Below are 23,738 nucleotides of genomic sequence, written 5' to 3'. Positions count from 1 at the left end.
CCGGGCCCGCATCCGCGGGTCCGGGCCGTTCTCGTTTGCGGATGGCGTGCCGGGAGCGGCCTGCGCTCAGGCCGCGCCGGCCGTCGTCGCCTCCGTCCCGGCCTGCGCGCAGGCGGCGGCGAGCTCGGCATCCATGTCCAGCCCGTCGAGGCGGTCGAACATCTGCAGCAGGAGCGCGCGCTCCCCGGCGCCCATGCCGGCCAGCAGGCGGCGTTCGAAGGCCAGCGCCAGCGGCGCCACCTCGCGATGGATGCGCAGCCCCTCGGCGGACAGCCGCAGCACCGAACGGCGGCGGTCGCCGTCGGCGGTCTCGCGCTCGATCCGCCCCGCCTCCAGCAGCCGCGCCACCGCGCGGCTCACCGCCACCTTGTCCATGGCCGTGCGCCGCGCCACGTCGTTGGCCGAGAGGTCGGGGAAGCGGGCCAGCACCGCCACGACCCGCCATTCGGTGACGGTCAGGCCGTAGCGCTCGGAATAGAGCTGGGCGATGGCCGAGCTGATCCGGTTGGACAGCACGCTGAGCCGGTAGGGCAGGAAGGACTCGAGCTTCAGGGTGGAGGGAGCGTCGGCCACGTTGCGCTGCGCCTTGCAATTGGTTACCTCTGAAACTATAACGACCCTCTCCCCGGCGCAAGCCGTCCCCCGCACGCGAGGAACCGCCATGAGCGCACAGCCGCAGACGACCGCCCCCAACCTGGGCATGCAGCCGACCACCTTCGACAACCCGATGGGCATCAACGGCTTCGAGTTCGTCGAGTTCGCCGCGCCGGAGGGGCAGGGGCCGCGCATGCGCAGCTACCTGGAGAACCTCGGCTTCACCGCCGTCGCGAAGCACCGCGCGCGCGCGATCACCCTGTTCCGCCAGGGCACGATCAACTTCCTGCTCAACGAGGAGCCGGATTCGTTCGCCGCGGACTTCGCCGCCAAGCATGGGCCTTCGGCCTGCGGCTTCGCGATCCGCTTCCGGAAGAGCCCGGCCGAGGTGCTCGAGCACGTGCTCGCCAACGGCGGCGAGAAGGCCGACCACAAGGCCGAGACCGGCGCGGTGGGCTTCCCCGCGATCAAGGGCATCGGCGACTGCATGCTGTACCTGATCGACGACGGCAGCGCCGACGTCTACGCCGACTACGAGCCGCTGCCGGGCGTCGAGCAGCACCCGCGCGGCTTCGGACTGACCTTCATCGACCACCTCACCCACAACCTGTTCCTCGGGAACATGCAGAAGTGGTCGGACTACTACGAGAAGCTGTTCAACTTCCGCGAGATCCGCTACTTCGACATCAAGGGCGCCAAGACCGGCCTGCTGTCGAAGGCCATGACCGCGCCGGACGGCGTGGTGCGCATCCCGCTCAACGAGTCCTCGGACGAGAAGAGCCAGATCAACGAGTACCTGCGCGACTACAAGGGTGAGGGCATCCAGCACATCGCGCTGTTCACCGACGACATCTACGAGTCCGTGGAGAAGATGCGGGCGGCCGGCATCGCGTTCCTCGACACGCCGGACACCTACTTCGAGGTTATCGACCAGCGCATCCCCGACCACGGCGAGGACGTGCCGCGCCTGGCGAAGAACAGGATCCTGATCGACGCCGACCCGGAGACGAAGCAGCGCAAGCTGCTGCAGATCTTCACCCAGAACGCGTTCGGGCCGATCTTCTTCGAGATCATCCAGCGCAAGGGCAACGAGGGCTTCGGCGAGGGCAACTTCCAGGCGCTGTTCGAGTCGATCGAGCGCGACCAGATGAAGCGCGGCGTGCTCTGACCCCCCTGCCGACGGAGACGGCATGGCGCCGTCTCCGTCCTCGGTTCACGTCGTCAACGCACCTGGCCGAACATCGCCAGCATCGCCGCGCCGAAGACGAAGACGTACAGCACGATCAGGGCGAGGCCGACGAGGAACAGCACGCCCTGGATGACGAAGTAGGTCCTCAGCTTGGACAGGGCCGTCCGCAGCGCCGCGGCGTCGTCGTTCCGCACGGCCTCCTCGATGGCGTTCGCGCTCTGCATCACCAGCACGCCGATCCAGATCGGCAGCCAGGCGATGAGGATGCCGACGATGGAGAGGGCCGTCAGCGCGCCCTGCACGATGAACATGATGCCGACGAACTTGAGCCAGCCCTTGCCGGCGGCCAGAGGCCGGGCGAGTTCCGCGACGGAGGGCGTGCCGGGACGTGGCGCGACGGCGCTTTCGGATGAGATCACAGTGGTTTCCCCTGATTGGCTGGTGTGCGCGCGGCCTTCGCGCCACGCTCACATAGATTAACAACCGGCGCCACGGCGCCGTGCCTTGCGGAGCATCGGCATGTCGACGTCCTATCTCAGCGGTTTCGGCAATCACTTCGCGACGGAAGCGCTCGAAGGCGCGCTGCCGGTCGGCCGCAACTCCCCGCAGAAGGTGGCCTACGGGCTCTATGCGGAGCAGTTCTCCAGCACCGCCTTCACCGCGCCGCGCGCGGAGAACCGGCGCACCTGGATGTACCGCATCCGCCCGTCGGTGCTGCACCGGCCGTTCGAGGCCATGCCCGCGGGCGCCTTCCACAACCGGTTCGACGAGGTGCCGCCGACGCCCAACCAGCTCCGCTGGAGCCCGCGGCCCCTGCCGCAGGCGCCCACCGACTTCGTCGAGGGCCTGTTCACCGTCGCGGGCAACGGCTCGCCGGCCGCGCACAGCGGGGTGGGCATCCACGTCTACACGGCGAACCGCGACATGGACGGACGCTGGTTCTACGACGCCGACGGCGAGCTGCTGATCGTCCCGCAGCTCGGGCGCCTGCGCATCCGCACCGAGCTGGGCACGCTCGAGGTCGAGCCGCAGCAGATCGCGGTGATCCCGCGCGGGCTGCGCTTCGCGGTGGACCTGCCCGACGGCGAGGCGCGCGGCTACGTGTGCGAGAACTTCGGCATCGCCCTGCGGCTTCCCGACCTCGGGCCGATCGGCGCCAACGGACTGGCCAACCCGCGCGACTTCGAGACGCCGGTGGCCGCGTACGAGGACCGCGAGGGCGACTTCGCCCTCGTCGCCAAGTTCCAGGGTCGCCTGTGGCGCGCGGCCATCGGGCACTCGCCCTGCGACGTGGTGGCCTGGCACGGCAACAGCGCGCCGTACCGCTACGACCTGCGCCGTTTCAACACCATCGGCTCGATCAGCTTCGACCATCCGGACCCGTCGATCTTCACCGTGCTCACCGCGCCCAGCGACACCCACGGCACGGCGAACATGGACTTCGCGATCTTCCCGCCGCGCTGGCTGGTGGCGCAGGACACCTTCCGTCCGCCGTGGTTCCACCGCAACGTCGCCAGCGAGTTCATGGGCCTGGTGCACGGCGCCTACGACGCCAAGGCGGAGGGCTTCGTGCCGGGCGCGGCCTCGCTGCACAACTGCATGAGCGGACACGGCCCGGATGCGGCGACCTTCGAGAAGGCGTCGAATGCCGATCTTTCGAAGCCCGACGTGATCGCCGACACCATGGCCTTCATGTTCGAGACGCGCGGCGTGCTGTGCCCGACGGCGCAGGCCATGGATGCGCCGGAGCGGCAGGCCGACTACTTCGAGTGCTGGCAGGGACTGCGCAGGCACTTCGATCCGGCCGCGCGCTGACGATGGCGACACCGGGGCGCGGTAGGCTGGGCGCCCCGACCGGAGCCTCGCCCATGCCGTCGCCGATCCGCTGTTGTCTGATCCTGGGCCTCGCCGCGGCGCTCACCGCCTGCGGTGCGCCCGCGACCTCCGACGCCGAGCCGCAGTCCACGCCGCTGCCGCCCGGTGCCGATGCCGGACCTGCGCCCGCGCCGTCGGCGTCGGCCACGCCGGTCCCCGGAGCAGGGGCGTCCGGAACGCGCAGCGCCGTCGCGCGCCTGTCCGACGTCGTCGGCTTCGAGGGCTTCGGCCCCGCAGCGTTCGGCGACGACGAGGAGGCCCTGCGCATGGCCTGGGGACGCGAGATGCGCGAGCAGCCGGCCGCCGAGGGCGCGAGCTGCCGTTATCTGTTCCCGTACCCCGCGGGCGACGACGGCTTCCGGCTGGCCTTCATGCTGGAGGACGGGCGGTTCGTGCGCCTGGACGTGGACACGCCCGAGATCGTCGCCCCCGGCGGCGGCACCGTCGGCATGTCGGTCGCGGAGATCGCCGCGCGCTATCCCGACCGCCTCCAGCGGACCCCGCACAAGTACGTCGAGGGCGGCGAGTACCTGGCCGTCCCCGCCGACCAGGGCGATGCGCGCCTGGTGTTCGCCACCGACGCCGACGGCCGCGTGACCGCGTGGCGCCTGGGCATCCCGCCCCAGGTCGACTACGTCGAAGGCTGCAGTTGAGGCGGCCGTGCCGCCCGGAACCGAGGAGTCCCCGATGCCGGAAGCAAGTCCCATCGTCCCGCCCCGCGCCATCCTGCTGGCCACCGACCTCAGCGCCCGCTGCGACCGCGCGCTCGACCGCGCCGTCGCCCTGGCCCGGCAGTGGCAGGCCCGCCTGGTGGTGCTCACCGTGCTCGATCCCTCGGTGCGACTGCTGGCCGAAGCCGCCGCCGGCCACGTGCCGGAGCGCCCGGATCCGCTGGAGGCGGCGCTGCGGCGCCTGCGCGCGGATGCCGATGCCGACGACGTGGACCTGGTCCTGCGGGTCGAGGAGGGCCATCCGGGCGAGGCCCTGCTGGCGACCGCGCTCGAGTTCGACTGCGGGCTGATCGTCACCGGCGTGGCGCGCAACGAGACCCTGGGGCGCCGCCTGCTCGGTACCACCGTCGACTGGCTGGTGCGGCGCGCGACGCTGCCGGTGCTCGTCGTGCAGAACCGGCCGCGCCGGCCCTACGCGACCATGGTGGCGGCCAACGATTTCTCGACGTCCTCGCGGTACGCCCTGCGGGTGGGCGCGGCCTTCTTCCCCGAAGGCAGGCTGACCCTGTTCCATGCGGTGGACGTGCCCCTGCTGGGGCTGCGCGACCGTTCCCGCGAGGAGGCGGTGGCCGAGGCGCGCAGCGCGGCCATGCTGGAGGCGCGCGAGGTGCTCGAGGAGGCGGGGCTGCCCGCGCCGCTGCGGCAGGCGGCGGACATCGTCGTCGAGCACGGCGATCCCGCGCGCCTGCTGCGCGACCACGTGCGCGAGCGGGCCCCCGACCTGCTGCTGCTCGCGACCCACGGCCGCGGCGCGCTGTTCGACATCGTGCTGGGCAGCATGGCGCGACGCATCCTCGAATGCGCCGGCACCGACGTGCTGCTGGTGCGCGACCCCCGGGCGAGCCGCGCCGGGCGTCGCGAGGAGGGCTGAGCGGCGCTCAGCCCTCCGGCGCGGGTGCGCGGCCCTCGCGGATCTTCGGGCGCGCGTCCGGATCGAGCGCCAGCGCCGCGCGCGCCATCAGGTGGGCGCTGACCGGTGCGGTGAGGAACAGGAAGGCGGTCACCAGCAGTTCGCGCAGGTGCAGTCCCTCCCCGAGGAGGGTGTGGCGCACGATGGAGGCGACCAGCAGGGCGCCGATGCCGACGGTGGTGGCCTTGGCGGGCCCGTGCAGGCGCTTGTAGATCTCCGACAGCTTGGCGAGCCCGAGCGAGCCGACCAGCATGAAGCCGGCGCCGACCAGGATCAGCGCGGAGACCAGGAACTCGACGACGACGGACGGGTTCATTCGATGATCCTCCCGCGGATGACGTACTTGCACAGCGCCAGCGTGCCGGCGAAGCCGAGCATCGCGATGATCAGCGCCGCCTCGAAGTACATGGTGGTGTCGAGCTGGATGCCGAGCAGCACCAGCAGCGCGATGGTGTTGATGTAGAGGGTGTCGAGCGCAAGGATGCGGTCCGGCGCCGACGGCCCGCGGATCAGTCGGTAGAGGGTCAGCAGCACGGCGACGGCGACCATCGCGGTGCCGGCGATGAGGGCGATGCCGATCACGGGAAGATCTCCATCAGCGGGGCCTCGTAGCGCGTCTTGATCGTGCGCACGATGGACTGGGCGTCGTCGGTGTGGAAACAGTGCACGAGCAGGTGGCGGCGGTCCTCGCTGAGCTCCGCCGACAGCGTGCCGGGGGTCAGCGTGATGATGCCGGCCAGGGCCGAGATGCCGTGCACGTCGCGGATGTCGAGCGGCACCCAGACGAACTCCGGGCGGATCGCCGACTCGCGGCCGAGGATGCGGCGCGCGACGTCGACGCTGCCGACCAGGATGTCCCAGCCGACCCGCAGCGCCAGCCGCAGCGCGACGCCCGGGCGGCGCATGCGCGGGCGGTCGTCGCGCAGGTCGCGCACCAGCCAGGGCAGGGCGATGCCGAACACGGCGCCGAGCAGCAGCTGTCCCGGTGCGATGGAGTTGGCCAGCAGAAGCCAGGTCAGGAAGACCGCGACGCTGAGCAGGGGCGCGGGAAACAGGCGGCTCATTCGTCTCCTCCTTCGCGCTGCGGCAGGGCGCCGCGGACGCCGTCGAGATAGGGCTGCGGCGCGAGCAGCTGCTCGCCCGCCGCGCGGGTGTAGGTCAGCACCGGCTCGGCCGCGACGGAGAGCGCAAGGTTCATCGCGACCAGCAGGGCCACCGCGGCGACGTGGACGCCGCGCGCGGGCGCGGCGTCGGCCGCGTCCGGGGTCTCCGCGACCTCGACGGCCGCGTCCCGCTTCCAGAACAGCTGGCTGCCGCTGCGCGCCATCGCGACCATGACCGCGAGGCTGGAGATCAGCACGGCGGCGAAGATCCAGCCGGTCGGGCCGCCGGCGCCCGGGGTCGCCGCGAGCAGGGTGAGCTTGCCGACGAAGCCAGGCAGCGGCGGCAGGCCGACCAGCGCGACCGCGATCAGGATGAAGCCGACGCCCAGCAGCATGGGCTGCCGCACCGCCTCGCCGGCGGTCAGTGCATCGCCCAGCCGCGGGCGCTGGCGGAGCACCGCATCGGCGAGCAGGAACAGCGCGCCGCCCGCCAGTGCACTGTGCACCAGGTAGTACAGGCCGGCGGCGATCGACGCCGGCGTGACCAGGGCGAACGCGATGAACAGCGTCGCCGCCGACACCAGCACGAGATGCGCGGCCATGTGGCGCAGGCTGCGCGAGGCCAGGGTGCCGAGCGCGGCCAGGAACAGCAGCGCGATGGCCAGGGGCATCACCCACGGCCAGGCCACGTCGGCGACCGGCTCGGCGCCGAACACCGCCGTGTACACCCGCAGCACGCAGTAGATGCCGAGCTTGGTCATCACCGCGAACAGCGCGGCCGCGGCCGCCGGCGCGCGGGCGTAGGTGTCGGGCAGCCACAGGTAGAGCGGAAGCAGGGCCGCCTTGGCGCAGAACACCACCAGCAGCACGCCCGCGGCGGCGCGGATGGTGCCCAGGTTGCCTTCCGCGGCCACGGCGACGCGCGCGGCCATCTCGGCCATGTTGAGCGTGCCGGTGAGGCCGTAGAGCAGGCCCACGGCGATCAGGAACAGCACCGACACGCCGACGTTGAACGCCACGTACTGCATGCCGGCCGCCATCCGCGTGCCGCGGCCGCCGGAGAGCATGATCCCGTAGGAGGCGATCAGCAGCAGCTCGAAGAACACGAACAGGTTGAACAGGTCCGCGGTCAGGAAGGCGCCGAACAGGCCCGCGAGCTGCAGCTGGAAGAAGGCGTGGAAATAGGGCGCGCGCGCGTCCCAGCCGTCCGCCGCGTAGAGCAGGCAGGGCAGGGCCAGCAGGGCCGTGGTCAGCACCATGAGCGCCGACAGGCGGTCCACCGCCAGGGCGATGCCGAGCCGCGCCGGCCAGTCGCCGAGGAGGTAGACGCTCACGCTGCCGGTCGCGGCTTCCGCGACCAGGGCCGCGGCCACCGCGATCCAGGCCACGCAGCCGGCCAGGCCGAGCCAGCGCCGCACGCGGATGTCGCTGCGTTCGACGAGCAGGAGGACGCCGGCCAGCAGCAGCGGACCGAGGACCGGGAACACCGGCAGGTGTGCCGTCATCGACGCACCTCCGCCTGCACCGGGATGTCGCGCGGATCGGCCGGCTCGCCGGCCACCGCGCCGTCGCGCTCCTGCGCGTCGACGTGGTCGCTGGCGTTGTCGGCGCGGCTGCGCAGGGCGACGACCAGCAGCACGGCCGTCATCGCGAAGGCGATCACGATGGCGGTGAGCACCAGTGCCTGCGGCAGCGGGTCGGCGTGGTTGTCGCGGGTCGCTGCGACGCCTTCGAGCAGGACCGGCGGCGCACCGACGACCAGCCGGCCCATCGAGAACAGCAGCAGGTTGACCCCGTAGGACAGCAGGGTCAGGCCGAGGATGAGCTCGAAGGTGCGCGCGCGCAGCACCAGGTAGATGCCGGCGGCGAACAGCACGCCCACGGCGGAGGCGAACGCCAGTTCCATCAACGGGACTCCTTGGTGGGGGTCGAGGCGGGGCGCCGGATGGCGCCCAGCGAGGACAGGGCCAGCAGGCTGGCGGCGCCGACGACGAGGTACACGCCGAGGTCGAAGCCGAGCACGCTGGCGATCGGCACTTCGCCGATCACCGGCAGGTGCGGATGCCAGTGGTCGCTGGTGAGGAAGGGCAGGCCGAACAGCATCGGCGCGACGCCCGTGGCCACGGCCAGCAGCAGGCCGATGCCGATGATGCGCGGGTAGTTCGGCGCCAGGCGCTCGTGCACGCGTCCCACGCCGCTGACCAGGTACATGAGCAGCATGGGCACCACCAGGACGAGGCCGGCGATGAAGCCGCCGCCCGGCTGGTTGTGGCCGCGCAGGAACAGGTAGGCCGAGACCGCGAGCGCCACCGGCAGCAGGAGCTGCACCACCACCGTCGGGATGGCCATGCGCATCGGTGGCCCGTCCACCCAGCGCTCGGGCAGGATCTCCATGCGCTGCAGCAGGGCGTGGATCAGGAGGCCGGCGATGGCGAAGACCGTGATCTCGCCCAGCGTGTCGAAGCCGCGGAAGTCCACCAGGATGATGTTGACCACGTTGGTGCCGCCGCCGTCGGGCAGGGCGCGCGCGAGCATCTCGCCGGACACGCTGTCGAGGTCGCGCGTCAGGGTGGCGTAGGCCAGCACGGCGACGCCGAGGCCGCCCGCGATGGCGAGCACCGCGTCGCGCACGCGCCGGCCGAGCGGTTCGCGCGGCGTGGTCTGCGGCAGGTAGTTCATCGCCAGCAGCACCAGCGCGATGGTGGCCATCTCGACCAGCAGCTGGGTCAGCGCCAGGTCCGGCGCGGAGAGCATGACGAAGGCCAGGCTCACGCCGAGGCCGACCGCGCCGAGCACGATCACCGCCTTGAGGCGCTGGTGATGCAGCAGCACCGTGCCGATCGCGGTCGCCACGATCAGGCCCCACAGCAGCACGCCGAGCCAGGGCAGCGCCTGCACGCGCGCGATGTCGCCGAGCGTGTAGCCCTGGACGAAGGGCGCCACCGCCATCACGAGGGTGGCCACCGCCAGCAGGCGCATGTAGCGCTGCAGGCTGCCGTTCTCCAGCACGCGGGTCGTGCCGGCCGCCAAGGCGAACACCCCGTCCATGATCCGGTCGTACACGCTGCGCACCAGCGAGGTGCTCTCCGCGGCGTGGACGTCGGTGTGCCGGCGCAGCATGGTGTAGAGCGCGAAGCCGCCGACCAGGCTGACGATGCTCATCACCAGCGGCAGGTTGAAGCCGTGCCAGATCGCCAGGTAGTAGTCCGGCGCCGCCGCGCCGAGCACGCCGGAGACGCCGGCGGCCAGCACCGGCGCGATGGTGTAGGCCGGCAGCACGCCCACCGCCACGCACAGCACCACCAGCACCTCGACCGGCACGCGCATGAAGCGCGGCGGCTCGTGCGCGGTGATCTCGATGTCGCGCGGCGCGGTGCCGAGGAAGGCGTCGTGCAGGAAGCGCAGGCTGTAGGCCACGCTGAACAGGCCGCCGAGCACCGCGATGCCGGACATCACGTTGCGCACCCAGGCCGGGCCCGGCAGGTCGGCGGCCTCGGTGAAGAACATCTCCTTCGACAGGAAGCCGTTGAGCAGGGGCACGCCGGCCATCGCCAGGGTCGCGACGACCGCCAGCGCCGAGGTCCAGGGCATCAGCCTGCGCAGGCCGCCGAGCCGGCGAAGGTCGCGGGTGCCGGTCTCGTGGTCGATGATGCCCGCGGCCATGAACAGCGAGGCCTTGAACGTGGCGTGGTTGAGGATGTGGAACAGGCCCGCGACCACGGCCATGGGCGTGGACAGGCCGAACAGCAGGGTGATGAGGCCCAGGTGCGAGATCGTGGAATAGGCGAGCAGGCCCTTGAGGTCGTGCTGCCAGATCGCGAAGAACGAGCCGACCAGGAAGGTCGCCGCGCCCGCGCAGCACACCAGGATGAAGAACAGCTCGCTGCCGGCCAGGGTCGGGTGCAGGCGTGCGATGAGGAACACGCCGGCCTTCACCATCGCCGCGGAGTGCAGGTAGGCCGAGATCGGGGTCGGGGCCGCCATCGCGTGCGGCAGCCAGAAGTGGAACGGGAACTGCGCCGACTTGGTGAAGGCGCCCAGCAGGATCAGGACCAGCGCCGCCGGGTAGAGCGCGTGGGCACGCACCAGCTCGCCCGAGGCGAGCACGGTGTCGAGGTCGTAGCTGCCGACGATGCGGCCGAGCACGACCACGCCGGCCAGCAGCGCGAGACCGCCGCCGCCGGTGACGGTCAGCGCCATGCGTGCGCCCTGGCGGGCGTCCTGGCGGTGCTGCCAGAAGCCGATCAGCAGGAACGAGCTGATGCTGGTCAGCTCCCAGAACACCACCAGCAGCAGGAGGTTGCCGGAGATCGCCAGGCCCAGCATCGCGCCCATGAACAGCAGCAGCAGGCCGTAGAAGCGCCGGGCGCTGTCGCGCGGGCTCAGGTAGTAGTGCGCGTACAGCACGATGAGCGCGCCGATGGCGAGCACCAGGCCGCCGAACATCCACGCGTAGCCGTCGATGCGCAGGGCGAAGTCCAGCCCGACGCTCGGGATCCAGGCGTGGGTGCTGCGCAGGATCTCGCCGCCGAGCACGCGCGGTGTCAGGCTGGCGAGCAGGGCCAGCCCGCCGAGCGGGGCGACGGCGGCCAGGAGCGCCGTGTTCCGGCGCGACAGGCCGGGGGTGCAGGCGATCAACGCTGCCAGCACGAAGGGCAGCGCAAGCAATGCCTCGAGCATCGCGGTCCTCGATCAGGAAGGTGGGCGGTGCGGAGGACGCCGCGGCCGCGCATGCGGCGCGGGTGCGGCGAAACCGTGGCGGGATTCTAGCGGGTTTCCGTGAAGACGCTGCTTCGGAAGCGGTCTCAAACGTGCGCCGAGCGGCGCGCATATAACCGGTGTCGGTCGCGATCGTCGCGGAGCCGGTAAGCTTGTCGGATGCGCGAGACGACCCCCGGCTGGCTGGTGTTCGGCGCCACCGGTGCGGTCGGTGGCCGCGTCCTCGCGCGCCTGCGCGGACAGGCGGCGCCGGTGCTGGCGGTCAGCCGGCGACCGCAGGGGGGCGATCCGGCGGTGGACTTCCTCCAGGGCGACGTCTTCGCCGACACCGGCGCGCTCGCCGATGCGCTCGCGGCGCGGGGCTGTCCCGGCACCATCGTGAGCGCCGGGCCGCTGGACGGCTTCGTCGCCTGGGCGCTGCGCAGCCCGCTGCCGCCGGGCCTGCGCATGGCCGCGCTGTCCTCGATGAGCGCCGAGACCAAGCGCGAGGCCGAGGATCCCGCCGAGCGCGCGCTCGCGGCGCGCCTGCAGGCTGCGGAGCGCGCCCTGCTCGACGCGGCGCCCGCGCGCGGCTGGCAGGTGACCCTGCTGCGGCCGACCCTGATCTGGGGCGCCGGCCTCGACCGCAGCCTGTCGCCGCTGGTGCGGCTGGGCGCGCGCACCCGCCTCCTTCCGGTGCCGCGGGGGAGCGGCGGGTTGCGCCAGCCGGTGCACGTGGACGATCTCGCCCAGGCTCTCCTGCGCGCAGTCGAGCTGCCGGAACTGGCCGGCGAGGTCCTCCGGCTGCCCGGCGGGGAGACCCTCGGCCTCGACGAAATGCTGCGACGCAGCTTGGCGGCGGCTGCGCCGCAGGCGCGCATCCTGCGCGTCCCCGACCTCCTGTCCCGGCCGGTCGAGCGGCTCCTCGCCCTCGGTCCGCCGCGCGCGCGCGCCGCGGCGAACGCGCTCCGACGCAGTCGCCGCGACCTTCTCGCCGGCGGGGACGACTGGACCCGGCTCGGCATCCGGCCGCGTCCCTTCCGGCCCGGCCCGGACGCATTCCGCCCCGGCGTCTGACGCCGGCGTCCTCCTCCCTCCGGGAACTGCTGCAAAGCAGCAGCGGCGCTGATGTCAAGCGCTGCGGCGCAGCATTGCTTCGCCGATTTAGCCGTCATTAAGATCCCGGCCACAACAAGACAAACACCCGTTGGGGAGGGGCTCGATGATCACGCGCACTGGCCTGGCCTGGGCCGTCGGCTGCACGCTCGCACTGTCGCTGTCGGCCTGCGGAGGCGGGGGAGGCGGCGGGGGCGTCGGGACCGCTCCGCCGCCGCCGCCGGCGACCACGAGCTTCTCGGTGAGCGACGTGCAGGCCGGTGCGCTGCCCGGCCCGTCGGCGACCGACCTCGCCTTCCTGGGCAGCACCGACGGGACCCTGAACCCGCCGGTCGCCGATCCGAACAACTTCGCCGACCCGGCGGCGGCCGTCGGCACCCTCGACGGGTTCGGCACCGTCACGCCGGTCACGTTCGCGCTGCAGGCCAGCGCGGACTTCTCCTCGGTGGCGCTGGGGTCCAGCGTGCGCGTGTTCGAGGTGGAGACCAATCCCGCCGCCAACCGCGCGGTGACGCGCGTGGTGCGCGAGCTGACGGCGCAGGAGATGGCGGTCGGGCAGGGCATCGCGGGTGCGGGCTACGTCACCGCGGCACTGGTGCCGACGCAGCCGCTGAAGCCGTCCACCACCTACCTGTACGTGCTGACCGACGGCCTGCGCGACCGTGAGGGCAACGCGGCCAGCCCGGCCCAGAGCTACTTCCTGGCCAAGCGCACCAGTCCGATCTGCAGCGGGTCGACCAGCCTCGACCCGCTGGTGCCGGCCTCGAACTGCCCGACGATCGAGCTCCTGCGCCAGCTGGTGAACGCACAGGAAGCCGCCGCCGCCAGCGCGGGCGTGGCCCGCGACGGCATCGTGCTGTCGTGGACGGTCACCACCCAGAGCACCGCGCCGGTCATGCAGACGGTGCGCGCCAACGTGGCACCGGCGCCGGTGGTGCTGGCGCCCACCGGGCAGAACAGCGGCGCGGTCGGCCTGCCGCCGATCGCCGACATCCATGCCGGCTTCATCGAGCTGCCCTACTACCTGGTCGCCCCGACCGGCACGCCGGGCGCGGAGAACACCACCCCGACCGGCCCGCTCTCCGGGTTCTGGCGCGCGCCGCCCTGCGGGACCGTCGCCACCTGCGCCTCGCGCTTCGGACCGACCAATCCGTCCACCCACCTCACCGTCTTCAACCCGCGCCCCGTGCAGAACGGCACGGTGCGGGTGCCGGTCATCGTGACGGTTCCCAACGCCGCCTCGGGGCAGACGCGCCCCGCCGCGGGCTGGCCGCTGGCGATCTTCGCCCACGGCATCACCCGCAACCGCACCGACGCCATCGCGCTGTCGGCCAGCATGGCTGCGGCCGGGCACGCGGTGATCGCCATCGACCAGCCGCTGCACGGCATCACCCCGGCGGACGCGTCGCTGGCGCCCTTCCGGGTGAGCGCGACCAACCCGCTGACGGCCGCGCTCCATGCGGCGGGCGTGCGCGAGCGCACCTTCGACGTGGACTACGTCGACAACGCGACCGGCGCGGCGGGCCCGGACGGCGTGGTCGACAGCTCCGGCGCGCACTTCATCAACCTCGGATCGCTGCTCACCTCGCGCGACAACCTCCGGCAGTCGATCGCCGACCTGTTCGTGCTGCGCGCCTCGGTGCCCAACATGAGCCTCGACGGCGGCGCCACGCCGGCCTTCGACGACAGCCGCGTGAGCTTCGTCGGCCAGTCCCTCGGCGGCATCGTCGGCACCGGCTTCGTGGCCTACGAGCCCGACGTCGTCCGCGCCGTGCTGTCCGCGCCCGGCGGCGGGGTGGCGCAGATGCTCAACGGGTCGGAGACCTTCGGCCCGCGCATCCGCGCCGGCGTCGCGGCGGCGGCGGGCGTGAGCGAGACCTCGCCCGCCTTCCCGGGCATCCTCGCCTCCTTCCTCGGCGCGGCGCAGACCGTGCTGGACGCGGCCGACCCGATCAACGTCCCGGCCGCGCTCGCCGCGCAGAACGCCATCCTCCTGCACGAGGTCGTGGGCGACGGCGCCGGCGAGCTGCCGGACCAGGTGATCCCGAACAGCGTCGCCGGCGCGCCGCTCTCGGGCACCGAGCCGCTGGTCCGCGCGCTCGGCCTGGCGTCCATCACCGCCACGACCCAGCGCCCCGAGGGCGTGCGCGGCGTGGTCCGCTTCGTGCGCGGCGAGCACGGCTCGCTGCTGAGCCCGGACAGCTCGCGGGTGGCCGGCGCCGACCAGACCTACCTCGACGTGATGACCGAGATGCAGCAGCAGGCGGCCACGTTCGTGGGGACCGGCGGCACCACGGTGCGGGTCCAGAACAACGCGGTCGTCCGCGGCAACTGACGCAGCGAACAGGGGAGCGCTCCACATGAAAAGGCATCACCGCGGCGCACGCGCGCCGCTCACCCTCGCGGTCGCGGCGGCCCTGCTCGCCGCACCGACGGCGCAGGCCATCGACTTCAGCCGCGGCGAACTCACCGGCAGCTTCGACACGACCATCTCCTACGGCGCCTCGTGGCGCATGCAGGAGCGCGCCGACGACCTCATCTCGAAGGCGCAGTTCGACCCGACGCTGTCCGCGCAGATCAGCGCGCTGCAGGCGCAGGGCCGCTACATCGACGCCGCCAACCTGCAGGCGGCCGCGCGCGGCCGCTTCTCCGGCAACCGCGACGACGGCAACCTCAAGTACGACAAGCACGACCTGATCTCGAACGCGGTCAAGATCACCAGCGAGCTGGCGCTGAACTGGCGCGACTGGGGCGCCTTCACCCGCGCGACCTACTTCTACGACTTCGAGAACGCCGACCGCGACGACCTGTCGCGCGACGCGCGCAACCTCATCGGCGAACGCTTCCGCCTGCTCGACGCCTTCGTCTACCGCGACTTCGCGCTCGGTGCCGACGGCGACCGCACCGCCTCGGTGCGCCTGGGCCGCCAGGTCATCAGCTGGGGCGAGAGCACCTTCATCCAGAACGGCATCAACGCGATCAACCCGGTGGACCTCTCGGCGCTGCGGGTGGCCGGTGCCGAGCTGCGCGAGGCCTTCCTCCCGGTCGATGCGCTGTGGACGAGCTTCCAGCTCAGCGACAACGTCGCGCTGGAGGCCCTGTACCTGTTCGAGTTCGAGGAGATCGAGATCGACGCGGCGGGCACCTACTTCAGCGCCAACGACTTCGCCGCGCCCGGCGGCCGCTACGTGATGCTGAACTTCGGCACCGTGCTGCAGCCGGTGTCGAACCCGGACCTGTACTACGACGCCTGTACCCGCGGGCCTGCCGGCTATGCCTCCAGCGACCTGTTCGACGGCCTCGCCGCCACCTACGGCGCGGCCACCGCCGCGGCGCTGATCGGCGCCGGCTGCTCGGCGTCCTTCCAGCGCAGCCCCAACAACAACGCGCGCGACAACGGCCAGTACGGCGCCGCGCTGCGCTGGTTCGCGCCGGGGCTGCGCGACACCGAGTTCGGCTTCTACTACCTGAGCTACCACAGCCGCATGCCGGTGATCTCGGGCATCTCGGTGACCGGCGCCCCGGGCGGCGGCATGCCCGTGCCGGGCGGCAGCTACTTCCTGGAGTACCCGGAGAACATCGACCTGTTCGGCGCGAGCTGGAACAGCACGCTGCCCGGCGGCGTGGCCTGGCAGGGCGAGCTGAGCTATCGGCCCAACATGCCGCTGCAGGTGGACGACGTCGAGCTGCTGTTCGCCGGCCTGACCCCGCTCAACCCCCTGCTGCCGGTGCCGCAGCTGCGCTTCCACAGCCAGCTCGGCGAGTACGGCCCGGGCGAGTACATCCGCGGCTACACGCGCAACAGGGTCTCGCAGCTGCAGTCCACCTTCACCAAAGTGGTCGGGCAGGCCTTCGGCGCGGACCAGATCGCGCTGGTCGCGGAACTGGGCGCCACCAAGGTGTGGAACCTGCCCGACCCCAGCGTGCTGCGCTACGAGGGCGAGGGCACCGACACCGGCGGCGGCTGCGACACCTACGACGGCTGCTGGCGCAACCCGGTGCGCACCGCGGGCGGGTTCCCCACCGCGTTCTCGTGGGGCTACCGGCTCGCCGCGCGCTTCGACTACAACGCCTTCCTCGGCACCGCCCTCAACGTCGCGCCGCGCATCGCCTTCAACCACGACGTCAACGGCACCACGCCGGGGCCGGGCGGCAATTTCCTCGAGGGCCGCAAGTCCTACACGCTGGGCGTGGAGGCGACCTACCTCAACCGCTGGGCCTTCGACCTGAGCTACACCGGCTTCAGCGGCGGCAAGCCCTACAACCAGATCCACGATCGCGACTTCGCCTCGGCGAGCGTCCGCTACTCGTTCTAGCCGCACACCAACGTCCAAGGGATCAGGGACCATGACCAACCCCCTCACCGCACCGCGTCGCCTCCTCGGCGCCTGCATCCTGGCCGCGGCCGTCGCGACGCCCGGCTTCGCCGCGACCACCCCGGAGAAGGCGGCCGAACTCGGCCGCAGCCTGACGCCGCTGGGCGCCGAGATGGCCGGCAACGCCGACGGCACCATTCCCGCCTGGGAGGGCGGCATCACCCGTCCGCCGGCCGGCTACGTGGAAGGCCAGTTCCACGTCGATCCGTTCGCGTCCGACACGCCGCGCCTGCGCATCGACCGCTCGAACTACCGCGAGCACGCGGACAGGCTGTCGGCCGGGCAGCAGGCGATGTTCGAGAAGTACGACACGTTCTTCATGGACATCTACCCGACCCGGCGCAGCGCCTCCTTCCCCGAGCGCATCTACGAGTACACCCGCCGCAACGCCACCGAGTGCCGGCTGGTCGCCGACGGCGAGGGTGTGGAGAACTGCGCCGAGGGCATCCCGTTCCCGATCCCCAACGACGCCTACGAGGTGATCTGGAACCACAAGCTCAAGTACAAGAGCCCCTCGGTGCTGAGCTACTCGAACCAGGCGCCGGTCACCGCCGGCGGCGCCTACAACCTGGTGCGCCTGCGCGAGGAGGTGCTCGGCCTGTACTACCGCGAGGGCAACACCAGCGAGACCATCAACAACTCGCTGCTGTACTTCAAGCAGGAGGTCCTGTCCCCGGCGCGCCTCGCCGGCCAGGTGCTGCTGGTGCACGAGACCCTGGACGCCGCCGCCGCGCCGCGCCAGGCGTGGGTCTACAACCCCGGGCAGCGCCGCGTGCGGCGCGCGCCCAACATCGCCTACGACAACCCCGGCACCGCCGCCGACAACCTGCGCACCACGGACATGACCGACATGTTCAACGGCGCCATGGACCGGTTCGACTGGGAGCTGGTGGGCAAGCGCGAGATGTACATCCCGTACAACTCGTACCGGACCAAGTCCGACGGCACCAGCGTGTCCGACCTGATCCGGCCGGGGCACCTCAACCCGGAACGCCTCCGCTACGAGCTGCATCGCGTGTGGGTGGTCGAGGCCCGGCTCAAGCCCGGCGCCCGCCACATCAACAGCCGCCGCACGTTCTACCTGGACGAGGACAGCTGGCAGATCGTGATGATCGACCACTACGACGGCCAGGGCGGGCTGTGGCGCTACTCCGAGGCGGCGCCGATCAACTACTACGAGGTCCCGCTGTTCTGGACCGCGCTGGAGACGCACCACGACCTCAAGTCGGGCCGCTACATCAGCATCCTGCTCGACAACGACGACAAGCCGCGCGACTTCAGGTACCAGTCGACGCCGGCCAACTACTCGCCGCAGAACCTGCGTTCCGCCGGCGTGCGATGAACGGGGGGCGGTGAGCGGGCGGCGCGGGGCGACGCTCCGCACCGCCCGCGTCCGCCCCGTCCCAACCCGGAACGACCTGCCGATGGCGCGCATACGCCCGACGACTCCGCCTGCCCGCCGCAGGCGCGCGGCCCTGGCCGCGGCCCTGCTGGCGACGCTTCCCGCCACCGCCCAGGAGGCCGCGCCGGCCCCGGTGCAGGATCCGGCGTACCTCGATGCCGAACGCATGCCGCGCGTCGGACGCAGCCTGCTGCTCGACGCCCATGGCGCCGAGGGCGTGGTCGTCGCCGTCGGCGAGCGCGGCCACGTGCTGCGCTCCACCGACGGCACCACCTGGACCCAGGCCGAGCGCGTGCCCACGCGCAGCACCCTCACCAGCGTGACCGCGGCAGGCGGGCAGTGGTGGGCGGCGGGCCACGACGGCGTGATCCTGCATTCCGCCGACGGCGGCCGGACCTGGACTGCGCAGCGCGTCGCGCCGTGGTCGCCGGACCAGGCCGACCCGGCGGAGGGCATTCCCCTGCTCGACCTGCACTTCGACGACGCGCAGCGCGGCGTGGCGGTCGGCGCGTACTCGCTGCGTCTGGTCACCGGGGACGGCGGCGCCACCTGGATCGAGGCGCCCGCCGCGATCCGCGAGGACATCGCGCCGCCGGTCGCCGCGGATCCGGCGGCGGATCCGGTCGTGGACGCGGACGGCGTGGACGACAGCTGGCTGCTCGACGGCGACGACCTGCTGCTCGAGGACGATGCCGATCCCCATCTCAACGCCGTCGTGCGCACCGGCGACGGCGCGCTGGTGATGGTCGGCGAGCGCGGCAGCGTGCTCCGCTCGCGCGACGACGGCGCGAGCTGGGAGCGGCTCGCGCTGCCCTACGGCGGCTCCATGTTCGGCGTGCTGGCCTGGGAGGGCGACCACATCCTCGCCTTCGGCATGCGCGGGCGCGCGTTCGAATCGCACGACCTGGGCGACACCTGGCGCGAGGTCGCCACCGGCGCCGGCGCCAGCCTCATGGGCGGCGCCGCCCTGCCCGGCGGCGGCGCGGTGCTGGTCGGCGCCCAGGGCACGGTCGCCGTCCGCGCGGCCGCCGACGCGCCGTTCCGCGTCCACACCTTCGTGACCGACGCGGGCGAGACGCCGACGCTGGCGGCGGTGCTGCCGGCCGCGGAGGGCGCACTGCTGCTGTTCGGCGAGCACGGCGCCGCCGCCTTCGTCCCCGCCGCCGCGCGCTGATCCAGGAGTCGCCCGCCCATGCATTCCACCCCGGTCCGGCCCGGCGCCTTCCACCGCATCGCCGAGCGCATCGTCTTCGGCAACCGGCCGCTGATCCTCGTCCTGTTCGCCGCGGTGACCGTGCTGATGCTCGCGATGGCCGCGCAGCTGCGCGTCGACGCGGGCTTCAAGAAGCAGATCCCGCTCGGCCACGAGTACATGCGCACCTTCCTCGACTACGAGGCGGAGTTCGGCGGCGCCAACCGCGTGCTGGTGGCGGTGGTCGCGGAGGACGGCGACATGTTCACGCCGGCGTTCTTCGCCGCGCTGGAAGGCATGACCGCCGACGTCATGGCCATCGAGGCGGTCGACGACGCGCGCGTGCGCTCGCTGTACACGCCGAACGTGCGCTTCACCGAGGTGGTGGAGGACGGCTTCGCGGGCGGCAACGTCATCCCCGACACCTTCTCTGCCAAGGGCGCGGACGAGGCCGACTTCGCGACGGTGCGCGGCAACATCGTCAAGGCCGGCATCCTCGGCCGGCTTGTGGCGCGCGACTGGTCGGGCGCGATGATCTGGGCCGATCTCATTCCCGAGGACTCCGGCACGCCGCTCGACTACCAGGCCGTCGCCGCCGAGTTCGAGGCGATCCGCGCGAAGTACGAGCGCGACGGCCACACCGTCCACATCATCGGCTTCGCCAAGATGGTGGGCGACATCGCCGACGGCGCGCGCTCGGTGATCTGGTTCTTCGGCCTGACCATCGCCTTCACCTGGGTGCTGCTGTTCCTGTACTCGACCTCGGTGAAGCTCGCGACGCTGACCGTGGCGGCGGCCCTGGTCGCGGTGGTCTGGATGCTCGGCGCGCTGCGGCTGATGGGCTTCGGCGTCGACCCGATGAACATGCTGACGCCGTTCCTGGTGTTCGCTATCGCGGTGAGCCACGGGGAGCAGATGATCAACCGCTTCCGCGGCGAGATCTTCTTCGGCGGCCTGGAGGACGGCAGCCCGGACGAACTCCGCGCGCGCCAGGGCGTGCCCGCGCCGGAGGCCGCGCGGCTGGCCTTCCGCATGCTGCTGGTGCCCGGCGCGGTGGCGCTCCTGGCCGGCTGCATCGGCTTCGGTGCGATCCTGCTGATCCCCATCCGCATCATCTTCGAGCTCGCCATCACCGCGACGGTGGGCGTGGCGCTCACCATCCTCACCAACCTCGTGCTGCTGCCGGTGCTGCTGTCCTACACGCGGCTGCGCAACATGGAGCGCAAGCGCGAGTACCGCCTGCGCCAGCTCACGCGCTTCGACCGCATCTGGGCGCTGCTCGCGCGGCTGTCGCGCCCGCGCGCGGCGGCGGTGGTCATCGCCGTCGGCGTCGTCGCCTGGGGCCTGGCGTTCTGGCACGGCAAGAAGGTGATGATCGGCGACGCCCAGGAAGGCGTCGCCGAGCTGCGCCCGGAGGCACGCTACAACCAGGACGCCCGGCTCATCACCGAGCGCTTCGCGCTGGGCGTGGACATCCTCAACGTCATCGCCGAGGCACGGCCGGACGCCTGTACGCTGAGCCATCCGGCGATGGAGACCATCGACCGCTTCGCCTGGCATCTCGCCAACGTCGAGGGCGTGCAGCAGGTCATCACCCTGCCGATGGCGGCCAAGGTGGTGAACGCCGGCTGGAACGACGGCTCGATCCGCTGGCGCGTGCTGCCGCGCGATCCCGACAGCCTGCGCGTGGCGACCCAGCAGTTCGAGACCGATTCCGGCCTGCTCAACGCCGACTGCTCGGCCATCCCGGTCTCGGCCTTCCTCACCGACCACCGCGCCGAGACCATCGACCGCGTGGTCGCCACGGTGAAGCAGTTCCGCGAGGACAACGGCGCCTGGGCCGGCGCCGACGCCAACCTGCGCGAGGAGCTGGCCGAGGCCGCGCGCGCGGCCGCCGAGCGCGGCGAGGACTTCGCCGACGACCGCGTCAACCTGCGCCTGGGCACCGGCAACATCGGCGTGGCCGCGGCCATCAACGACACCGTCCGCCGGGTGGAGAAGCGCATCCTCTACCTGCTCTACGCGGCCGTGTTCACCATGTGCCTGGTCAGCTTCCGCAGCCCGCGGGCGGCGCTGTGCATCGTGCTGCCGCTGGTGCTGGTGACCGAACTCGGCCACGCGCTGATGGTGGCGCTGGACATCGGCATGAAGATCAACACGCTCACCGTGGTCGCGCTCGGCGTCGGCATCGGCGTGGACTACGCGATCTACATCTTCGCGCGCATGAACGAGAACCTGAAGCTCGGCCGCTCGGTGGGGGAGAGCTACTTCATCGCGCTCAAGACCACCGGCATCGCGATCTTCTACACCGCGCTGACGCTCGCGGTCGGCGTCGCTATGTGGATCTTCTCCGACCTCAAGTTCCAGGCCGACATGGGACTGATGCTGACCTTCATGTTCGTGGTCAACATGGTCGCGGCCATCGTGTTCCTGCCGGCGCTGTGCCGCTGGCTGCTGCGTCCGCGCGAGCGCGACGACTGGAGGCCGCCGGCGGCCACCTGACCGGAGCGTGTCGTGCGCTTCGAGGCATCCCGTCTCGAAACGCACGACGCGCTCTATATCTCGCGGGCCGGCGGCACCGCGCGCGCCTTCGCCATCGCGCGCAGGGCGATGAGCAGCACGCCGCCCAGGACCATCGCCCCGCCGACGTACAGGCGGATGCCGGGGCGGTCGCCCCAGAAGGCGATGCCCAGCCCCACCGCGACCACCGGCGTCAGCAGCAGCCAGGGCGTCAGCTGCGCGATGGGGTGGCGCTGCACCAGCAGGTAGTACAGCCCGTGGCCGAGCAGGGAGGCGATCACGGCCGAGTACAGCACGCCGCCCCAGGCCAGCGTCCCGGCGCCGGCCGCGGCAGCGAAGGCGCCCGGTTCCAGCAGCAGGCTCGCCGCCAGCAGCGGGGCGACGCCGACGACGGCCGTCCACGCCTGCATCGAGAAGGCCGACAGGCCGCGCAGCGGGCGCATCAGCACCGTGCCCAGGGCGAGGAAGAAGGCCGAGACCAGCATCAGCACCAGCGACCACGGCGCCGCCAGGACCAGCGGGTCGAAGCCCAGCACCAGCACCCCGGCGAAGCTGACCGCGATGGCGAGCCCGGTGCGCCAGGCGAAGCGCTCGCCCAGCACCACCCAGGCCAGCAGCGCCGCCATCGGCACGTAGCTCTGCATGACGATGGCGGGCGACGCCAGGTTCCCGGCCATCCGCAGCGCCCAGAAGCTGAGCCCGAAGTGCAGCACGCCGTTGCACAGGCACACCGCGACCAGCCGCGGCCACTGCCCGGGTTCCGGGCGGCGCAGGAAGGGCAGCAGGACCACGCTCAGCAGGGCCAGGCGCAGGGCGGTGAACAGGAACGGCGGGATCTCGCGCAGCGCGTAGGCCGAGGTCAGGAAGTTCCCGCCCCAGGCCAGGCAGACCAGGAGGATCAGGGCGACGTCGCGCGGGGGCATGGCGGGTACGGCGGCAAAGGGCGCGAGTCTACGTGCGTCCTGCGCCCGCCGTTGTGATCCGCGTCGATCCGCGCCACGATCCGGCTTCCGGCGCAGCGGCGCCTCTCACGGGAACCCGGGGACGATGGACGGCACGGCATTGGCTTCGATGGGCGCCGGCGCGAGCGCGGCGGTGGTCGGCATCGCGCTGCTCGCGCTGCTGCTCTTCCTGCTGGTCGGCGGGCTGCTGCTCAAGCTCGCGGTCCGCTTCGCGGCGCGCTTCTCGCCGCCCTACGGGCGCACCGTGCTGGCGGTGTTCCTGGCGGCGCTGCTCGGCACGGTGATCAACGTCGTCGTCGCCCTGGGCCTCGGGCTCGGCGGCGCCGTCGGCGGGGCGGAGGCCGCGGCGACCGTCGGCTGGACCTACAACCTCATCGCGACCGTGGTCGGCTTCGCGATGATCGCGCTGATGACGCGCCTGCTGGTGCGCCGCCCCGACGGCAGCGCGCTGGGCGTGGGCACCACACTGCTGGCGGCCTTCCTCTACATGGTCATGCTGTTCGTGATCGGCTTCGTGCTGGCCTTCGTCGCCGCCCTGGTCGCCGGCCTCGCGGGCACGACCGGTCCCTGAGCCGGCTCACCAGGTCCAGCCGAGCCGGCGGTACAGCTTGCTCAGCGTCCACAGCGGGCCGATCAGCAGGTAGGTGAGGTCGGTGAAGAAGCTCGGCCGCCGCCCTTCGATGCGGTGGCCGACGAACTGGCCGATCCATGCCACCACGAAGACCGCCAGCGCGGTCCAGGCCAGCCCGGCCGCGCCCACGGCGTCGTACAGCAGCTCGCAGACCACGCCCATCAGCACGAACAGCAGGAAGGCACCGCTGCCGAGCCGGCGCGACAGGGTCCAGTAGTAGAGCAGGGCGGCCACCATCGCCAGCACCGCCCACAGCCCCGGCATGCCCAGTGCGACGGGCACCGGGATCGCCCACAGCAGGGCGATCACCGACCATACGATGGCCGGCACGCACCACAGGTGGATGCGCTGGTTGACCGGGTGACGGTGGTCCTCGCCGTAGTGCCCGAGGTAGTGGTCGATGCGCCGCGCGTTGGTGTCCATGGGGGCCATGCTAGCG

The 23,738-nt window shown here is 72.0% G+C and carries 21 protein-coding genes; 11 read left to right on the top strand and 10 right to left on the bottom strand.

The window, feature by feature from the left end:
• Positions 1-66 precede the first annotated feature (66 nt).
• Positions 67-573, bottom strand: coding sequence for a MarR family winged helix-turn-helix transcriptional regulator (locus tag ACFO3Q_RS01020; RefSeq protein WP_377002700.1), 507 nt, complete (start codon positions 571-573; stop codon positions 67-69).
• An 88-nt stretch (positions 574-661) separates the two neighbouring features.
• On the opposite strand from ACFO3Q_RS01020, the gene hppD reads away from it, so the two are divergent.
• Positions 662-1,762 (top strand): 4-hydroxyphenylpyruvate dioxygenase, encoded by a 1,101-nt coding sequence (hppD, locus tag ACFO3Q_RS01015; protein ID WP_377002698.1) that lies wholly within the window; start codon positions 662-664, stop codon positions 1,760-1,762.
• Positions 1,763-1,815: 53 nt separating this feature from the next.
• On the opposite strand, the gene ACFO3Q_RS01010 is transcribed toward hppD, so the two are convergent.
• Positions 1,816-2,202 (bottom strand): DUF5362 domain-containing protein, encoded by a 387-nt coding sequence (locus ACFO3Q_RS01010; RefSeq protein WP_377002696.1) that lies wholly within the window; start codon positions 2,200-2,202, stop codon positions 1,816-1,818.
• Positions 2,203-2,302: 100 nt separating this feature from the next.
• On the opposite strand from ACFO3Q_RS01010, the gene hmgA reads away from it, so the two are divergent.
• From hmgA to ACFO3Q_RS00995, 3 genes are read left to right on the top strand one after another with little or no spacing between them, the layout of a single operon-like run.
• Positions 2,303-3,598 carry a homogentisate 1,2-dioxygenase gene (gene hmgA, locus ACFO3Q_RS01005; protein ID WP_377002695.1) on the top strand — a complete coding sequence of 432 codons (1,296 nt, stop codon included), beginning with the start codon at positions 2,303-2,305 and terminating at the stop codon, positions 3,596-3,598.
• A 53-nt stretch (positions 3,599-3,651) separates the two neighbouring features.
• A complete protein-coding gene (locus ACFO3Q_RS01000) occupies positions 3,652-4,311 on the top strand; it encodes a hypothetical protein (RefSeq protein WP_377002693.1) in 660 nt (219 codons plus the stop codon).
• A 34-nt stretch (positions 4,312-4,345) separates the two neighbouring features.
• Positions 4,346-5,260 (top strand): universal stress protein, encoded by a 915-nt coding sequence (locus ACFO3Q_RS00995; protein WP_377002692.1) that lies wholly within the window; start codon positions 4,346-4,348, stop codon positions 5,258-5,260.
• Positions 5,261-5,267: 7 nt separating this feature from the next.
• Here ACFO3Q_RS00995 and ACFO3Q_RS00990 read toward each other — a convergent pair whose 3' ends face one another.
• The 6 genes from ACFO3Q_RS00990 to ACFO3Q_RS00965 are packed head-to-tail and all read right to left on the bottom strand — an operon-like array spanning position 5,268 to position 11,082.
• Positions 5,268-5,615 carry a Na+/H+ antiporter subunit G gene (locus ACFO3Q_RS00990; RefSeq protein ID WP_377002691.1) on the bottom strand — a complete coding sequence of 116 codons (348 nt, stop codon included), beginning with the start codon at positions 5,613-5,615 and terminating at the stop codon, positions 5,268-5,270.
• Positions 5,612-5,848 carry a K+/H+ antiporter subunit F gene (locus ACFO3Q_RS00985; RefSeq protein WP_377002986.1) on the bottom strand — a complete coding sequence of 79 codons (237 nt, stop codon included), beginning with the start codon at positions 5,846-5,848 and terminating at the stop codon, positions 5,612-5,614. The genes ACFO3Q_RS00990 and ACFO3Q_RS00985 overlap by 4 nt, the downstream gene beginning before the upstream one ends.
• A 29-nt stretch (positions 5,849-5,877) precedes the next feature.
• Positions 5,878-6,363, bottom strand: coding sequence for a Na+/H+ antiporter subunit E (locus ACFO3Q_RS00980; protein ID WP_377002689.1), 486 nt, complete (start codon positions 6,361-6,363; stop codon positions 5,878-5,880).
• Positions 6,360-7,907 (bottom strand): monovalent cation/H+ antiporter subunit D, encoded by a 1,548-nt coding sequence (locus tag ACFO3Q_RS00975; protein ID WP_377002688.1) that lies wholly within the window; start codon positions 7,905-7,907, stop codon positions 6,360-6,362. Before ACFO3Q_RS00975 ends, ACFO3Q_RS00980 begins: the two co-directional genes overlap by 4 nt.
• Complete coding sequence (locus ACFO3Q_RS00970; RefSeq protein WP_377002686.1) at positions 7,904-8,308, bottom strand: Na+/H+ antiporter subunit C; 405 nt, start codon at positions 8,306-8,308, stop codon at positions 7,904-7,906. The genes ACFO3Q_RS00975 and ACFO3Q_RS00970 overlap by 4 nt, the downstream gene beginning before the upstream one ends.
• On the bottom strand, positions 8,308-11,082 hold the full coding sequence (locus ACFO3Q_RS00965; protein ID WP_377002684.1) for a monovalent cation/H+ antiporter subunit A: 2,775 nt from the start codon (positions 11,080-11,082) through the stop codon (positions 8,308-8,310). Before ACFO3Q_RS00965 ends, ACFO3Q_RS00970 begins: the two co-directional genes overlap by 1 nt.
• 198 nt (positions 11,083-11,280) lie before the next feature.
• Between ACFO3Q_RS00965 and ACFO3Q_RS00960 the strand changes: the two genes are divergently transcribed.
• The 6 genes from ACFO3Q_RS00960 to ACFO3Q_RS00935 all read left to right on the top strand — a co-directional run bounded on the left by ACFO3Q_RS00960 (position 11,281) and on the right by ACFO3Q_RS00935 (position 21,688).
• Complete coding sequence (locus tag ACFO3Q_RS00960) at positions 11,281-12,177, top strand: SDR family oxidoreductase (RefSeq protein ID WP_377002683.1); 897 nt, start codon at positions 11,281-11,283, stop codon at positions 12,175-12,177.
• Between the two features lie 145 nt (positions 12,178-12,322).
• Positions 12,323-14,551, top strand: coding sequence for a hypothetical protein (locus ACFO3Q_RS00955; RefSeq protein ID WP_377002682.1), 2,229 nt, complete (start codon positions 12,323-12,325; stop codon positions 14,549-14,551).
• Positions 14,552-14,576: 25 nt separating this feature from the next.
• The gene (locus tag ACFO3Q_RS00950; RefSeq protein ID WP_377002680.1) at positions 14,577-16,532 is read left to right on the top strand and encodes a DUF1302 domain-containing protein; all 1,956 of its coding nucleotides are present in this window, start codon (positions 14,577-14,579) and stop codon (positions 16,530-16,532) included.
• Between the two features lie 31 nt (positions 16,533-16,563).
• A complete protein-coding gene (locus ACFO3Q_RS00945; RefSeq protein ID WP_377002679.1) occupies positions 16,564-17,934 on the top strand; it encodes a DUF1329 domain-containing protein in 1,371 nt (456 codons plus the stop codon).
• A gap of 82 nt (positions 17,935-18,016) precedes the next feature.
• Positions 18,017-19,168 carry a WD40/YVTN/BNR-like repeat-containing protein gene (locus ACFO3Q_RS00940; RefSeq protein ID WP_377002677.1) on the top strand — a complete coding sequence of 384 codons (1,152 nt, stop codon included), beginning with the start codon at positions 18,017-18,019 and terminating at the stop codon, positions 19,166-19,168.
• Between the two features lie 18 nt (positions 19,169-19,186).
• On the top strand, positions 19,187-21,688 hold the full coding sequence (locus tag ACFO3Q_RS00935; RefSeq protein ID WP_377002675.1) for an efflux RND transporter permease subunit: 2,502 nt from the start codon (positions 19,187-19,189) through the stop codon (positions 21,686-21,688).
• Between the two features lie 53 nt (positions 21,689-21,741).
• Here ACFO3Q_RS00935 and ACFO3Q_RS00930 read toward each other — a convergent pair whose 3' ends face one another.
• Positions 21,742-22,629, bottom strand: a complete 888-nt coding sequence (locus ACFO3Q_RS00930) for a DMT family transporter (RefSeq protein WP_377002673.1) — start codon at positions 22,627-22,629, stop codon at positions 21,742-21,744.
• Between the two features lie 124 nt (positions 22,630-22,753).
• Between ACFO3Q_RS00930 and ACFO3Q_RS00925 the strand changes: the two genes are divergently transcribed.
• The gene (locus ACFO3Q_RS00925) at positions 22,754-23,239 is read left to right on the top strand and encodes a hypothetical protein (RefSeq protein WP_377002671.1); all 486 of its coding nucleotides are present in this window, start codon (positions 22,754-22,756) and stop codon (positions 23,237-23,239) included.
• A 6-nt stretch (positions 23,240-23,245) separates the two neighbouring features.
• On the opposite strand, the gene ACFO3Q_RS00920 is transcribed toward ACFO3Q_RS00925, so the two are convergent.
• Positions 23,246-23,722: an Mpo1 family 2-hydroxy fatty acid dioxygenase gene (locus ACFO3Q_RS00920; RefSeq protein ID WP_377002669.1), complete on the bottom strand. Its 477-nt coding sequence runs from the start codon at positions 23,720-23,722 to the stop codon at positions 23,246-23,248.
• Positions 23,723-23,738: the final 16 nt, after the last annotated feature.

This window comes from Coralloluteibacterium thermophilum (assembly GCF_042654365.1).
GTDB classification, from domain to species: domain Bacteria; phylum Pseudomonadota; class Gammaproteobacteria; order Xanthomonadales; family Xanthomonadaceae; genus Coralloluteibacterium; species Coralloluteibacterium thermophilum.
Note: the sequence above shows the minus strand (reverse complement) of the source record. Positions and strands in the feature narration are given on the sequence as shown.